Source organism: Phreatobacter stygius, assembly GCF_005144885.1.
Classification (GTDB): domain Bacteria; phylum Pseudomonadota; class Alphaproteobacteria; order Rhizobiales; family Phreatobacteraceae; genus Phreatobacter; species Phreatobacter stygius.
Map to the genome: position 1 here is coordinate 5,748,030 of NZ_CP039690.1, position 14,006 is coordinate 5,762,035.

Annotated in this window: 13 protein-coding genes; 5 read left to right on the top strand and 8 right to left on the bottom strand. The window is 67.1% G+C overall.

The window, feature by feature from the left end; translation table 11 throughout:
- Window positions 1-28: 28 nt before the first annotated feature.
- Window positions 29-1,063, bottom strand: coding sequence for an NUDIX hydrolase (locus E8M01_RS27200; protein ID WP_136963019.1), 1,035 nt, complete (start codon window positions 1,061-1,063; stop codon window positions 29-31).
- Between the two features lie 280 nt (window positions 1,064-1,343).
- On the opposite strand from E8M01_RS27200, the gene E8M01_RS27205 reads away from it, so the two are divergent.
- From E8M01_RS27205 to E8M01_RS27220, 4 genes are all read left to right on the top strand, one after another.
- A complete protein-coding gene (locus E8M01_RS27205; RefSeq protein WP_136963020.1) occupies window positions 1,344-1,742 on the top strand; it encodes a cupin domain-containing protein in 399 nt (132 codons plus the stop codon).
- A 73-nt stretch (window positions 1,743-1,815) separates the two neighbouring features.
- Complete coding sequence (locus tag E8M01_RS27210) at window positions 1,816-2,874, top strand: Ldh family oxidoreductase (protein ID WP_136963021.1); 1,059 nt, start codon at window positions 1,816-1,818, stop codon at window positions 2,872-2,874.
- 14 nt (window positions 2,875-2,888) lie between these two features.
- Entirely contained in the window at window positions 2,889-3,290 is a 402-nt protein-coding gene (locus E8M01_RS27215) for a RidA family protein (RefSeq protein ID WP_136963022.1), read from the top strand.
- A gap of 19 nt (window positions 3,291-3,309) precedes the next feature.
- Window positions 3,310-4,212, top strand: coding sequence for a fumarylacetoacetate hydrolase family protein (locus E8M01_RS27220; protein ID WP_136963023.1), 903 nt, complete (start codon window positions 3,310-3,312; stop codon window positions 4,210-4,212).
- Window positions 4,213-4,450: 238 nt separating this feature from the next.
- On the opposite strand, the gene E8M01_RS27225 is transcribed toward E8M01_RS27220, so the two are convergent.
- From E8M01_RS27225 to E8M01_RS27255, 7 genes are all read right to left on the bottom strand, one after another.
- Window positions 4,451-5,410 carry an amidohydrolase family protein gene (locus tag E8M01_RS27225; protein ID WP_170182100.1) on the bottom strand — a complete coding sequence of 320 codons (960 nt, stop codon included), beginning with the start codon at window positions 5,408-5,410 and terminating at the stop codon, window positions 4,451-4,453.
- 25 nt (window positions 5,411-5,435) lie between these two features.
- Window positions 5,436-6,197: an ABC transporter permease gene (locus tag E8M01_RS27230; protein WP_136963025.1), complete on the bottom strand. Its 762-nt coding sequence runs from the start codon at window positions 6,195-6,197 to the stop codon at window positions 5,436-5,438.
- Window positions 6,190-6,999 carry an ABC transporter ATP-binding protein gene (locus E8M01_RS27235; RefSeq protein WP_215908809.1) on the bottom strand — a complete coding sequence of 270 codons (810 nt, stop codon included), beginning with the start codon at window positions 6,997-6,999 and terminating at the stop codon, window positions 6,190-6,192. Before E8M01_RS27235 ends, E8M01_RS27230 begins: the two co-directional genes overlap by 8 nt.
- Window positions 7,000-7,010: 11 nt before the next feature.
- A complete protein-coding gene (locus tag E8M01_RS27240; RefSeq protein ID WP_136963026.1) occupies window positions 7,011-8,024 on the bottom strand; it encodes an ABC transporter substrate-binding protein in 1,014 nt (337 codons plus the stop codon).
- A 135-nt stretch (window positions 8,025-8,159) separates the two neighbouring features.
- On the bottom strand, window positions 8,160-9,143 hold the full coding sequence (locus tag E8M01_RS27245; RefSeq protein ID WP_136963027.1) for a Bug family tripartite tricarboxylate transporter substrate binding protein: 984 nt from the start codon (window positions 9,141-9,143) through the stop codon (window positions 8,160-8,162).
- Window positions 9,143-9,457, bottom strand: coding sequence for a cupin domain-containing protein (locus E8M01_RS27250; RefSeq protein ID WP_136963028.1), 315 nt, complete (start codon window positions 9,455-9,457; stop codon window positions 9,143-9,145). The genes E8M01_RS27245 and E8M01_RS27250 overlap by 1 nt, the downstream gene beginning before the upstream one ends.
- Before the next feature lie 445 nt (window positions 9,458-9,902).
- Window positions 9,903-10,358: an Lrp/AsnC family transcriptional regulator gene (locus tag E8M01_RS27255; RefSeq protein WP_136963029.1), complete on the bottom strand. Its 456-nt coding sequence runs from the start codon at window positions 10,356-10,358 to the stop codon at window positions 9,903-9,905.
- 169 nt (window positions 10,359-10,527) lie between these two features.
- On the opposite strand from E8M01_RS27255, the gene E8M01_RS27260 reads away from it, so the two are divergent.
- Window positions 10,528-13,992, top strand: coding sequence for an indolepyruvate ferredoxin oxidoreductase family protein (locus tag E8M01_RS27260; RefSeq protein ID WP_136963030.1), 3,465 nt, complete (start codon window positions 10,528-10,530; stop codon window positions 13,990-13,992).
- The last annotated feature ends 14 nt before the right edge of the window (window positions 13,993-14,006 follow it).

The following is a 14,006-nucleotide window of genomic DNA, read 5'->3' on the forward strand; positions in this document are numbered from 1 at the left end:
CTTATGCTGATCCTGAGCATAAAGAATGTCAAGGCCTGGAGAGTGGCAGTTTCGTGCCGGCGACCGCGCGTTCGGCGCGCACGGCGTGGCGGAAGCGGAACAGCTTGGCCGGCCGGCCGCCGGTGTCGGCTGATATCGCGCCGGTCTCCTCGACCAGGTCCTGCTGCTCGATCAGCCGGCGAAAATTCTGCTTGTGCAGGAGATGCCCGGCCAGCGCCTCGACGCTGCGTTGCAGTTGCAGGAGCGTGAAGGTCGGCGGCATCAGCTCGAAGACGACAGGCCGGTATTTGATCTTGGCGCGCAGCCGCGCGATGCCGGTCGCCAGGATCCGCCGATGGTCCTGCAACATCGCCCGGCCGGGCAGGGGCTGGATCTTGGAAGGCGAAATCTTGCCGGACGAAATCTTGGCGGACGAAATCTTGCCGGACGAAATCTTGCCGGACGAAATCTTGGCCGCAGGCCGGTCGCGGCCCGCCTCCGGGACGAGGCCGGCCTCGAACAGCAATTCGTAGCGCTGCAGCACCAGTTCCTCGTTCCAGCCGCGGCCGTCGAAACCGAAGGTGATCGCCGCGCGCTGCCAGCGTTCCCGGCTGGCGCCGGGCTCTCCGGCCGCCTCGGCCCAGGCCTTCAGGCGGGGGGCCAGCACGGCGTCGAACAAAGGCGGCGGGCCGCCGCGGAGATCCTCCCAGGGGAAATAATCATACCAGCTGCGCCAGCCGGCTTCGGCCGCGCCCGCGGCCTGTTCCTCGCGCGTCAGGCCGAGATAGCTGATCGAGATCACCCTTTGCTCCGGATCGTCGCCGGTCCGGTCCCGGTCGGCGAAGGTATAGAGCTGCTCGACATAGCCGAGCGGATGGGCGGTCTGCTGCTCGACCCAGGCGCGCAGGCCCGACTGCAGCGAGCGGTGGCTGAGCTCGAACGGACCGGAGGGCAGGGCCGAGGCCTCCCGGATGGTCATCACCCGCGGCTCGGCGCCGGTGACCGCCACCAGAACCGCGATCAGGTCGGCTGCGACCGAGCCGCCGGCGGCGGCGCTCGGCGATCGCTTGGCGGGTCCGGGCATTGTCGAATCCATGGGCTCCGTTTCAGGGGTTCGCGGCACGGCGACGGGCGCTCCGCGATGTCGCCGCAAAGCCGGCATGCAGGCAAGCGCTGTTTTGTCTTCAGCCTGAGTTTTCAAACGATTGCGCTCGGACGGCGCCGTGTCGGGGCGGCCGCGAGCGGTCATTTCTGTGCGCGCCGTGCCGGCCGCCGGCGAATGCGTCTTGCAAAACACATCACGTGAAATATCATGTGGTTCATGACGACTGATACGGCGGATTTCCGCAGCAGAAAGGCTACCAATGCAGCTCCCCGAAGGCGCCCCCAAACTGGACGAGATTCTGCTCCAGACCGCGGCCATGCCGTGGCGCGAGAAGTCGCTGAAAGGCGTGCACGAAAAGATGTTGTGGCGCGACGAGGCGACCGGCGCGACCATTGCGCTGATCAAGTTCGACAAGGGCGCGAGCATTCCGCTGCCGCACCTGCATGCCTCGAACCAGTTCATGTTCTGCCTGTCCGGCCACTATGAATATACCGCGACCGGCGTGACGCTGAAGCCCGGCAGCTTCTACTGCAATCCCAAGGGCAATGTGCACGGTCCGACGCTGGCGCATGAGGAGACCGTCGTCGTCGAGATGTATGACGGGCCGCACTATCCGGAGAAGCCGGCCTGGTACACCGACGAACGGGACGCGCACTGATGGCACCGGCTCTTCAAGCTCTGGCTCTTCAAGGCCTGGCTCTTCAAGGTCTGGCTCTTCAGGGTCTCATGGCATGAGCGGCCAGATTTTGTTGCCCGCCGTCGATCTCGCCGATCTCGCCAGACGCCTGCTCATCGCCGCCGGCACGCCCGAGGCCCATGCGGCAAATGTCGCCGAGGCTCTTGTCGATGCCGATATCGAAGGTCTCGGTTCGCACGGCCTGATGCTGCTGCCGATGTATCTCGACCGGATCGCCGCCGGCTCGGTTGTGCCCGCGGCCGAAGGCCGGATCGTTTCCGATACCGGCGCCCAGGTGGTCATCGACGCCGAGAACGGCCTTGGCCATGTCAGCGCCGAACGGGCGGCGGCGCTTGCCGTCGAACGGGCGCGTCTGCATGGCCTGGCGGCGGTCGCCGTGCGCAACGCCTTCCATTTCGGCGCGGCCGGCCGCTTCGCCCGCACCATGGCCGAGAGCGGCTGCATTGGCATGGTCATGGCCAATACCCGGCCGCTGATGCCGGCGCCGGGCGGCGCGGAGCGGGTGGTCGGCAACAATCCGATCGCCATTGCCGTGCCGACGGCGACCGAGCCGGTGGTGCTGGACCTGGCGCTGAGCGCCGGCGCCATGGGCAAGATCCGGCTCGCCGAGAGCCGCGGCGACACGATCCCGCCGAGTTGGGCGACCGATGCCGCGGGCGTGCCGACCACCGATGCTGCCGAGGCGATCAAGGGCATGCTGCTGCCGGCGGCCGGCGCCAAGGGTTTCGGACTTGCCGTGATGATCGATCTGATGACCGGCGGGCTTGCCTCCGGCGCCATCGGCCAGGCGGTGCAGCCGCTCTATGGCGATCTCTCAAAACCCTATGGCTCGTCCAACCTGTTCCTGGCCATCGATATTGCCGGGTTCCGGCCGGTTGCCGATTTTGCCGCCGATGCCTCGGCCTTTGCCGGGACGGTGCGCGGCTCGCGTCTCGCGCCGGGCGCCAGCCCGGTCCGCATGCCGGGCGATCGCGCCATCAAGGCCCATCGCAGCTTCACCGGCGCCTGCGCGCTCGCGCCGGCAACCGCCTCGGCCCTTGCCGCCGCCGCCGCCAAGCTCGGCGTCGCGCTTCCCCCATCCCTGTCCCGATAATCCGGAGTTTCCCCATGGCCAAGCAGAAGATCACCAGCGCCAAGCTGGCCCAGCCGAACGGTCACTTTTCCCAGGCCACCACCATCGCGGCGCGCGGCAAGCTCGTCTTCCTGTCCGGCATGACCGCGCGGCGCGCCGACGGTTCGATCGCCGGCGTCGGCGACGTCTCGGAACAGACCCGCCAGGTCTGCGAGAACCTGAAGGCGGCGATCGAAGAGGCCGGCGGCACGCTCGACGACATCTGCCGCGTCGATGTCTATGTCCGCAACATGGAGCATTTCGACGCGATCCATAAGGTTCGCCGCGAATATTTCACCGGCATCGCGCCGGCCTCCACCATGGTCGAGATCACCAAGATGACCTCGCCGGATTATCTCATCGAGATCAACGCCATCGCCGTGCTGCCCGACGCGTAACGGCAAAGGATCCGTTGTCATGCGCTTCTTGAGCGTGCGCCATCGCGGCGCCGAACGCGCCGGCATTCTGGCCGGCGACGAGATTGCCTTGCTGCCGCCCGAGGCCGGCGATCTCGTCAGCCTGATCGGCGCCGGACGTGACATCCGTGAGGCGGCCATTGCCGCGGCGCGTGCCACCGGCGAGCGCCTGCCGTTCGCCGGTGCCGATCTCGCCAGTCCGATCGCCCGGTTCGGCCGCGACGTCTTGTGCACCGGCTGGAACTATTGGGACCATTTCGAAGAGGGCCGGGGCAGGCGCGACGGCCAGGATGTCGAGCGCCCGAAAGCGCCGACCTTCTTCACCAAGTCGCCGGATGTGGTGATCGGCCCGAACGACCCGATCGCCTTCGACGCGCGGCTGTCGCAGAAATGGGACTACGAGGCCGAGCTGGTGGTCATTATCGGGCGCGGCGGCCGCAGCATTCCGCAGGGCCGGGCGCTCGACCATGTCTTCGGCTATTGCCTGGCCAACGACATTTCCCAGCGCGACCTGCAGCGCCGCCACGGCGGCCAGTGGCTGAAGGGCAAGAGCATCGACGCCACCATGCCGCTCGGGCCGGTCGTCGTCACGCCCGACGAACTCGACGTGCCGAACATCCGGCTGCAATGCGCGGTCAACGGCGAGCTGCTGCAGGACGCCCTGGTGGCGCAGATGGCCTTTCCGATCGCCGAACTCATCGCCGAACTCTCCTTCGGCATGACGCTGCATCCGGGCGACGTCATCCTGACGGGAACGCCGAGCGGCGTCGGCAATGCCCGCGAGCCGCAGATCTTCCTGAACGATGGCGACGAGGTGGTGGTGCGCGGCGACGGCATCGGCGAATTGCGCAACCGCATGCAGGCGCAGGATCTGGTCGGAGCCTCCGAGATCAGGATCGGGTGAGGGCTACGTCCAACCAACCTTCTCCCGTGGGGAGAAGGTGGCGGCGCATGGCGAGTGCGAAGGCATCTCGCGTTCGCTCGATGCTATGAGCCGCCGGATGAGGGGACGTCCCTGTCAGGAGAGGGCGGCATGCTCGACGAGCACGATCGATCGTTCTCGAAGCTTGCGCCCCTCACCCGCCGGCTGCGCCGGCACCCTCTCCCTCCGGGAGAGGGTTGATTATGCTGCGCTTTTTCGGTCAACCTTCGCCCAGCACCGTCCCCGCATTGTCGCAGAAGATGGCGCGCCGGAAGCCCGGCTCGATCCCGGCCATCTGCTCGTGCGGCTTCGGCAGTCCCATCGGGAACGGCCAGTCCGAGCCGAACAGGATGCGGTCGGCGCCGAACACCTCGGCCGCCAGAGCCAGCCCCGCCCTGTCATGGGCAATGCAGTCGACGCACAGGCGCCTGAGCGTCCGGCGCGGCGGTTCCAGGCCCTGGTCGAGACCGGGCCGGTCGGTCGCATAACCCCGCTCGAAGCGCCCGGCGAGCGCCGCCGTGGTGCCGCCGGCATGGGCGAGGCAGACGGTCAGCCGGGGATGGCGTTCCAGGATGCCGCCAAAAACGAGGTGGGCGCTGGCGATCGCCGTCTCGGTCGGATTGCCCAGAAGATTGGCGAGATAGAACGGATCGAGCCGGGCGTCGCAGCTCTCGCCGGGATGCAGGAACAGGAAGGCCGAGGCCTCGTCCAGCACCTGCCAGAGCGGCGCGAAGACCGGGTCGGAAAGCATGACGCCCGCGCCGCCCGCCGGCATGGCGAAGCGGCTGTGGCCGCGGGCGATCCGGTCCCTGGCGATCTCGACGGCCACCGCCGGATGCTCGACCGGCAGGTGGAACAGAGCCGAGAGCCGGTCGGCATGGGCTGCCGCGATGGCCTGCAGCCCGGCGTTCAGTGCTTCGCTCCAGCGCCGCGTCTCATCAGGCCCGAGCTCGGGGCGGTAAACCGGCGGCGGTGCCGAGATCCAGGCATGGGCGACCGCGTTGTCGGCCATCCACAAGGTCAGCGCCTCCGGCCGGAACAGGTTCTTCAGCCCGATGCCGTGGCCGTCGACGGTGAGCTTTTCAGTGCCTGCGTCCCAGCTGACGCCGGCAAAGCCGTCGAGCCGGCCGTCGCGCGCCGGGATCAGATGAGCATGCACGTCGAGCGCGATGGTTTGCATTGGCCCATCCTGTCGGGGGCTCGGCTCAGCCATGGCGCATGTCGCCGAACCAGGGCTTCAGCGCCAGCTCGACGCCGGCGACCGCAGCATAAAGCGCCATGCCGAGCACGGCGAGGCCGAACAGGGCGGCGAAGGCGAGCGCCGTATTGACCTGCGAATTGGCCACCAGCAGGAGATTGCCGAGGCCCTCGTTGGAGCCGATGAATTCGCCGATCACCGCGCCGATGACGGCGAGCGTGATGGCCACCTTCGAGCCGGAAATGACGAAGGGCAGCGCCGCCGGGAAGCGGATCTTCCAGAAGGTCTGCCAGCCATTGGCGCGCACCGAGGTGGCGAGATCGAGGAACTCGGCCGGCGTGCCGCGCAGGCCCGTGGCGGTATCGACGACGATCGGGAAGAAGGCGACCAGCCAGGCAATGGCAAGCTTCGATTCGATGCCGGTGCCGAGCCAGATCAGCAGCAGCGGCGCCAGCGCCACTTTCGGCAGCGACTGGGTGGCGATCAACAGCGGGTAGAACATCAGGTTGAGCACGCGCGACGAGGAGATCGCCACCGCCAGCGGCACACCGAAAGCGAAGGCGAGCAGGAAGCCGTAGACGCTCTCCATGAGCGTCACCTTGCCTTCGTCGAGCAGCAGCGGCCAGTTCTTGACGATGGCGTCCCAGACCGCCAGCGGTTTCGGCAGCACCGCCATGGGCACGTTGAACCAGACCACATAAAAGTGCCAGACGGCGATGAGCCCGACAATGCCGACCAGCGGATAGACGATGCGGGTGATCTTATCCATGGCCGTGCAGCACCCCGAGCCCGGCGCTGGCACGCCGCTCATAGTCGTTGAATTCGCGCGAGAAGCGGATCTCGTGGTTGCGCGGATAGGCCATGTCGATCTTGATCTGATCGATCACCCGGCCGGGCCGGCGGCTGAACACCAGGATGTCGTCGGCGAGATAGACCGCTTCGGAAACGCTGTGGGTGACGAACATGACGGTCGCCCCGGTCACCTTGCGGATGTTGAGCAGGAGGTCGTGCATCTCCATGCGCGTCAGTTCGTCGAGCGCGCCGAACGGCTCGTCCATCAACAGGAGCGACGGCTGGTGGATCAGCGCGCGGCAGAGCGCCACGCGCTGCTTCATGCCGCCCGAAAGTTCGTGCGGCCGGCTCCTGGCGAAACCGTCGAGGCCGACCAGCGTGAGCAGCTCCATGGCGCGGGCGCGGGCCGCCCGATCCAGGCGGTGCTTGATCTCCATCGGGAACAGCACATTGTTGAGCACGCTGCGCCAGGGCAACAGGTTCGGCGTCTGGAACACGAAGCCGAAATCGTCCTGGGGGCCGTCGACCTCGCGGCCGCGGATCTCGATCTTGCCCGTCGAGGCCTTGGTCATGCCGGCGACCATGCGCAGCAAGGTGGTCTTGCCGCAGCCGGACGGGCCGAGCAGGGCGACGAGCGAGCCTTGCTCCAGGCGGTAATTGACCTGTTCCAGCGCCACCATGCCGCCCTGGCCGCGCTTGTCGGCACCAAAGCTCTTGCCCGCGTCGGTGATCAGGCCGAACGGCGCATCGACGGGCAGGGCGCGGGCGTGATCGATCATGCCCTGCACTGTCACGGGGTCACGGGCGGCTGGGGGAGGAAGCTCGCGTCATAGACCTGGGCTGCGGTGACCCTGGCGCCGCCTGTGGTCTTGAGGATGAGATCGACGCTGTGCTGCATCTGGTCGGCATCGATGACCCCGATGCCGCCACGCCTGGACAAGGGCGTCACCACCAGGTTGTTGACGATGGCGATCTCTTCCAGCGCCACCTCGCGCTCCAGGCCGCGATTGAGCCTGACCACGATGTCGGCAGCCTCGCCCGGGTTGGCGATGGTGTCGCGCCAGCCGCGCAGCGAGGCGGCGATGAAGCCGCGCACCAGCGCCGGATTGGCCTTCAGATAGTCTTCGCGAACCAGGATGCCGTTGGAATAGAGCATCAGGCCATGGTCGGCGAGCAGGAAGGTGCTGGTCTCGCCGGCGCCGATGGCGCGATGGATGCCCGGTTGCGACATGACGAAGGTTTCGATCGCCGGAATGCGCTTGGCCGCCAGCATGCCGATCCGTGCCGACGGATCGACATTGGTATAGGTCGCCGGGCGGCTGAGGCCGCGCTCGGTCATGAAGGCCTCGATGACCTTCTGGGTGAAGCTGCCGGCGCCGCTGCCGATCTCCAGGCCCTGGAGCTGCTCGGGACGGGTGACGTTGACGCCGCTGCGCCAGGAGAAGACGGCATAGGGCGCCTTCTGGTAGATCACCGCCACCATCTTGGCCGTGGCATTGCTGTTGGCGCGGGCCGCGACCAGGCCGGCGACGTCGGAAAAGGCGAACTGGACAATGCCGGATTCCAAGGCCTGGATCGCCTGGGCGGTGCCCTGGCCGGCAATGATCGTCACGTTCAGGCCGGCCTCGCGGTAATAGCCCTTGTCGAGCGCGACATACCAGGCGGCGTGGCGGCCGAGCGCCCGGAAGTCGAGCGAGAAGGTGACCGGCGTGAGTGCCGGAGCCTGGGCGGCGGCCGGAGCCGGCAGTGCCGGCGCCAGGAGTGCGCCCAGAAGCGCGAAGGTCCTGATCTTTGAGAGCGTCATGCGTGCCCCTCTGTGGGTCTGATGTGTCGCTGCCGAACTGTGCTGCGATCAGTGATATTTCTCAAGAGATATCTTTGCGCGTTCGACAAAAAAGAGGCGCCTCGCAAGGCGCCTCCCGAAGGCTCGGAACCCCAGTCATTCGATGCTGATCCGGGCCTTGGCGATCACCGCGCGCCAGAGCGCCGTCTCCGCCTCGATCTGCTGGCCGAGCGCCGCGGCGCCATCGGCCATCACGGTGACGCCGACATGGGCGAGCTTCTGCCGGGCGTCCGCATCGGTCAGCGCCGCGATCACGCCGCGTTCGATCGCGCCGCGGATCTCGGCCGGCGTTTCCTTCGGCAGCATGACGGCGAACCAGGCGCTGGTGTCGAAACCTGCAAGGCCGGCTTCCGCCATGCCGGGCACATCGGGCAGGAACGGCGAGCGGCCGGCCGTGGTGACCGCCAGCGCCCTGAGCTTGCCGGCGCGGATCTGTTCGATGACCGAGGGCAGGTTGTCGAACATCAGCTGGATCTGGCCGCCGATCAGGTCGGACACCGCCGGCGCCGAGCCGCGATAGGGCACGTGCACCAGGGTCACGCCGGTCATCTGCTTGAACAATTCGCCGTTCAGATGGCCGTTGGAGCCATTGCCCTGCGACCCATAGCTGATGCTGTCGGGCCTGGCCTTGGCGAGCGCGATCAGTTCGGCGAGCGTCGTCGCCGGCACTGCCGGATTGACCACCACCACATTGGGCACGCTGCCGGTGCGGGTGACGGGTGCGAAGTCGCGCGCCACGTCGTAGCCGAGCGACCGGTAGAGCAGGGGGTTGAGCGTCAAGGCGCTGGACGCGGTGGCGAGCAGCGTGTGGCCATCGGCGGCTGCGCGCGCCACCGCGGTCGCGCCGACCCCGCCATTGGCGCCCGGGCGGTTCTCGACGATGACCGGCTGGCGCCAGGCCTCGCCGAGCTTCTGGGCGATCATGCGGGCAATGATGTCGCTGGTGCCGCCGGCCTGGTAGGGCGAGACGATGGTGACGGTGCGCGACGGAAAGCCTTGCGCCGCGCCCGGTCGCGCCGACGTCGCGAGGCCGCCGAGTGCCAGTCCCTGGACGATGCGGCGGCGGGAGATCGCGGGCATCAGGCGGCTCCGCCGGCGGTCTTCACTTCCACCAGGATGTTGCGATAGGTCCAGTCGCTTGTGTTGACCAGCTCATGGGCCGCGCCCGGCATGCGCCACAAGGCCTGGCCCGGCACCTCGGCGGTGTTGACCACACGCCCATCCTTCCAGTGCATTTCGTTCCGGCCGTCGGTCAGTGGTATCACGAGATAGGGCAATTGATGGACATGCCAGGACTGGCGCTCGCCTGGTTCCAGCCTGAGCCCCCAGACCCGCACGAACTCGTTCTCGAAGATGATCTCGTCGCCGATCTGGCCCAGGGTCTCGTCGGTCATCTGCTGTCTGCCCGGTGTTGTGAGATGGTCTGATATTTCACAAAAAATCTTACAGCGAGGCTCATCAAAGTAAAGAGGCCGGGGCTGCATGCCACCGTTGAAACCAGGGTCCGGCGGTTCGATCATGGCGGCGCGGCGCTAAGGAAAAGTCGGACGAAGCAATCCTCTCCCACAGCGCTACGACATTCACACATCTCTCAAAGGGGCCTGAATTCGCCCCTCTCAAGGCTTCGCACGAGAACCACGGATAGCGCGTGCGCCGTCCTTTTTCGTCATGGCCGGCCTTGTGCCGGCCATCCACGCATTGCCTTGACCGCGGAGGACGTGGATGGCCGTGACAAGCACGGCCATGACGAAGCGAGAAACACCGCGCCAAGACATGGATTGTCGAGATGTGTGAATCCGGTAGCCCAAAGCGAGAGGGTTGGTCGCAGCGTGGCCCCCGTCAAAACGGCAGGGCCACCTCGGTCTTGATCTCTTTCAGGATCACATTGCTTCGGACATGGCGGATGCCGGGCAGGCGGAACATGAACTCGTCGAGGAAGCGGTTATAGGCCTCCATGTCGCGGGCAACGACCCGCAGGTGATAGTCGGCGTCGCCGGTGGTCGCGAAACATTCGAGCACGTCGGGTCTCGCCTTCACCCGCGAGACGAATTGCTCGACGAAAGTCGTGTCGTGGCGCTCCAGCGAGACATGGATGATCGCCGACATGGCGAAGCCGGCTTTCTGGCGATCCGCCAGCGCCGCATAGCGCTGCACCACGCCGGTTTCCTCCAGGCTGCGGACCCGGCGCCAGCAGGCCGAGGCCGACATGCCCACCGCATCGGCCAGCTGCTGGTTGGTGGCGCGCGCATCTTTCTGCAGGTGCAGCAGAATCTTTTCGTCCTGAGGCTCGAGCATCGGTCATGATCTCCCCGGCAACGGTCCGGTCGGATTATCCATCCTGGTTCAAAAAATGAAAGGAATTTCCGATTGAAAGCTAAATTACCGCAGGATTGAACGAAATTTCCGGCGGATCCGGCAGATGATGGCGCCATGACCGTGGGCCGCACCGATCGGAGGCTTCGCCATGGCCGTCAGGCTCGACAGTTACCAACTGGCCGACCGCTACCGCAGCGGCGAAGGCCGGGTCTTTCTCACCGGAACCCAGGCGCTGGTGCGCCTGGTCATCGACCAGGCGCGGCGCGACCGGGCCGCCGGGCTCAACACCGCCGGCTTCGTGTCCGGTTATCGCGGCTCGCCCTTGGGCGGCCTCGACCTCGAACTCTGGCGCGCCAAGTCGCTCATCGCCGCACACCGGATCGAGTTTCTGCCGGCGGTCAACGAGGACCTCGCCGCCACCGCCGTGCTCGGGTCGCAGCAGGTCGAAGGTCATCCTGGCCGCGAGGTCGAGGGCGTGTTCGGGCTCTGGTACGGCAAGGGGCCGGGCGTCGACCGCGCCGGCGACGCACTGAAGCACGGCAACGCCTATGGCTCGTCGCCCCATGGCGGCGTGCTTGTCGTCGCCGGCGACGACCATGGCTGCGTCTCGTCGTCCATGCCGCACCAGTCCGACGTCGCCTTCATGAGCTGGTTCATGCCGACGCTCAATCCGGCAAGTGTCGCCGAATATGGCGCGTTCGGCGCCTATGGCTACGCGCTGAGCCGCTTTTCCGGCATGTGGGTTGGCTTCAAGGCGATTTCCGAGACGGTGGAGTCAGGTGCTTCGGTCGAGCTTGTCCCGCCGCGCCGCTTCGCCACGCCCGACTTCGTCGCCCCGCCGGGCGGCCTGCACTATCGCTGGCCGGATCTGCCGGGACCGCAGATCGAGGAGCGGATGGAGGCGAAGAAGCATGCGGTCTATGCTTTCGCCCGCGCCAATCCGATCGACCGGCATATCTATGAGAGCCCGGGAGCCCGGTTTGGCATCGTGACGACCGGCAAGGGCCATCTCGACCTGATGGAGGCGCTGCGGCTGCTTGGCCTGAACGAGGCCGAATGCCGGCGTATCGGCATCGACATCTACAAGGTCGGCATGGTCTGGCCGCTGGCGCTCCACGATGCCCGCGAATTTCTGCGGGACAAGCGCGAGATCCTTGTCATCGAGGAAAAGCGCGGCATCATCGAGAGCCAGTTCAAGGAATATTTCTACGACTATCCCGGCCACAAGCCGGACCGCATGGTGGGCAAGCATGACGAGACCGGCGAGCGCCTGGTCTCCTGGATCGGCGAATTGTCGCCGCGCATGCTGGCGCCGATCGTCGCCAGGCGCCTCGACGCTGTTTTCCCGGGCCTCGACCTGATGTCGCGCGCGCCGGCGCTGCTGCCGCAGGCCGATCGGATCATCACGGTCTCGGGCGCCAGCCGCACGCCCTATTTCTGTTCGGGTTGCCCGCACAACACCTCGACCAAGGTGCCGGACGGGTCCAAGGCGCTCGCCGGCATCGGCTGCCATTTCATGGCGAGCTGGATGGACCGCGAGACGACCTCGCTGATCCAGATGGGCGGCGAGGGGGTCAATTGGGTCGCCTCCTCGCGCTTCACCGGCAAGGGCCACGTCTTCCAGAACCTGGGCGAGGGCACCTATTACCATTCCGGTTCCATGGCGATCCGCCAGGCGATCGCGGCGGGCGCCAACATCACCTACAAGATCCTCTATAACGACGCGGTGGCGATGACCGGCGGCCAGCCGGTCGACGGGCCGATCAGCGTTCCCGCCATTGCCCACGGGGTGAGGGCCGAGGGCATCGCGCGCATTGCGCTGGTTGCCGACGACCCCACGAAATTCCGGGCTGTCGACCTGCCGGCCGGCGTGACGCTGCACCACCGCCGTGATCTCGATCCGGTCCAGCGGGACTTGCGCGACGTGCCCGGGGTTTCGGTCCTGATCTATGACCAGGCCTGCGCCACCGAGACCCGGCGCCGGCGCAAGCGCGGCGAAGTCGTCGATCCCCCGCGTTTCGCCGTCATCAACGACCTCGTCTGCGAAGGCTGCGGCGATTGCTCGGTCGAATCCAACTGCCTCAGCGTCGAGCCGAAGGAGACGCCCTTCGGCCGCAAGCGGCAGATCAACCTGTCCACCTGCAACAAGGACTTTTCCTGCCTGAACGGCTTCTGCCCGAGCTTCGTCACGGTGGAGGGCGCGCGCCGCGCCAGCAAGACCGGCACCGGCATCGATGCGGTTGCCGAAGCGCGGAGCCTTGTGCGCCCGGAGCCTGTCACCCTGGAGCGACCCTATGACCTCCTGGTCACCGGCGTCGGTGGCACCGGCGTCATTACCGTCGGCGCGCTCATCGCCATGGCCGGCCATCTCGAGGGCAAGGGCGCATCGGTGCTCGATTTCACCGGCTTCGCCCAGAAATTCGGACCGGTCCTGAGTTTCATCCGGCTCGCCGAAACCCCCGGCGCGATCAACCAGGTGCGCATCGATCAGGGCGCGGCCGACGCCTTGATCGGCTGCGACATGGTGGTCAGTTCCTCGCCCAAGGCATCGGGCTGTTATCGGCACGGCACCCGGGCGGTGATCAACACCGCGGAAATGCCGACCGGCGACGTCGTCCGCCGGCGCGACGCGGATCTGAGCGCGGCGCTCAGGCTCGGCGCCATCGACCAGCGGCTGGGCGCGGAGAATGTCGCGCGGCTCGACGCCAACAAGGCCGCCGAGACGCTGATGGGCGACAGCGTCTACGCCAATATGATCATGCTCGGCTTTGCCTTTCAGCAAGGCCTGGTGCCGGTTTCGCTCGAGGCCCTGACGCGCGCCATCGACCTCAACGCGGTTGCGGTCGAGCGCAACCATCAGGCCTTTGCCTGGGGCCGGCTGGCGAGCGGCAGGCCCGAGCATGTGGCGCGCGCGCTTGGCGGCGAACCGCCGCCGGCCGAGACGCTCGACCAGATGATCGCGCGCCGCGTCGCCTTCCTCGTCGATTACCAGGACCAGGCTTATGCCGAGCGCTACCGGGCGCGTGTCGACGCGATGCGTCGGGCCGAAGCACCGCTCGGCTCCGAGCTGCTGACCGAGGCGGTCGCCCGTTCGCTGTTCAAGCTGATGGCATACAAGGACGAATATGAGGTGGCGCGGCTGCATATGGCGACCGGTTTCCGCGAAAAGCTGCGCCGCGATTTCGACGGCGACTTCAAGATCAACTACCATCTCGCGCCGCCGCTGCTGCCGCTCGGGCATGATGCCCGCGGCCGGCCGCGCAAGCATCAATTCGGGCAGTGGATCGAATATCCCCTGCGCGCGCTCGCCAGGCTCAAATCCCTGCGCGGCACGCGGTTCGATCCCTTCGGCTACCTTGCCGAACGGCGCATGGAGCGCGCCCTGGTCGCCTGGTACGAGGCGATCATCGACCGGCTGGCTGACGGCCTCAGCCGCCAGACGCTGGATCAGGCCGTCGCCATCGCCAAGCAGCCGATGGAGATCCGCGGTTACGGCCCGGTCAAGGACGAGGCCGTCGCGCGGGTGCGGGCCGAGGTGGCCGCACGCCTGGCGGCGCTCGCCGGCCCAGCCCCCGCGACGGCGGCGCAACTCGAACCGGCGATCCGGCCATGAGGCGCGGGCCGTTC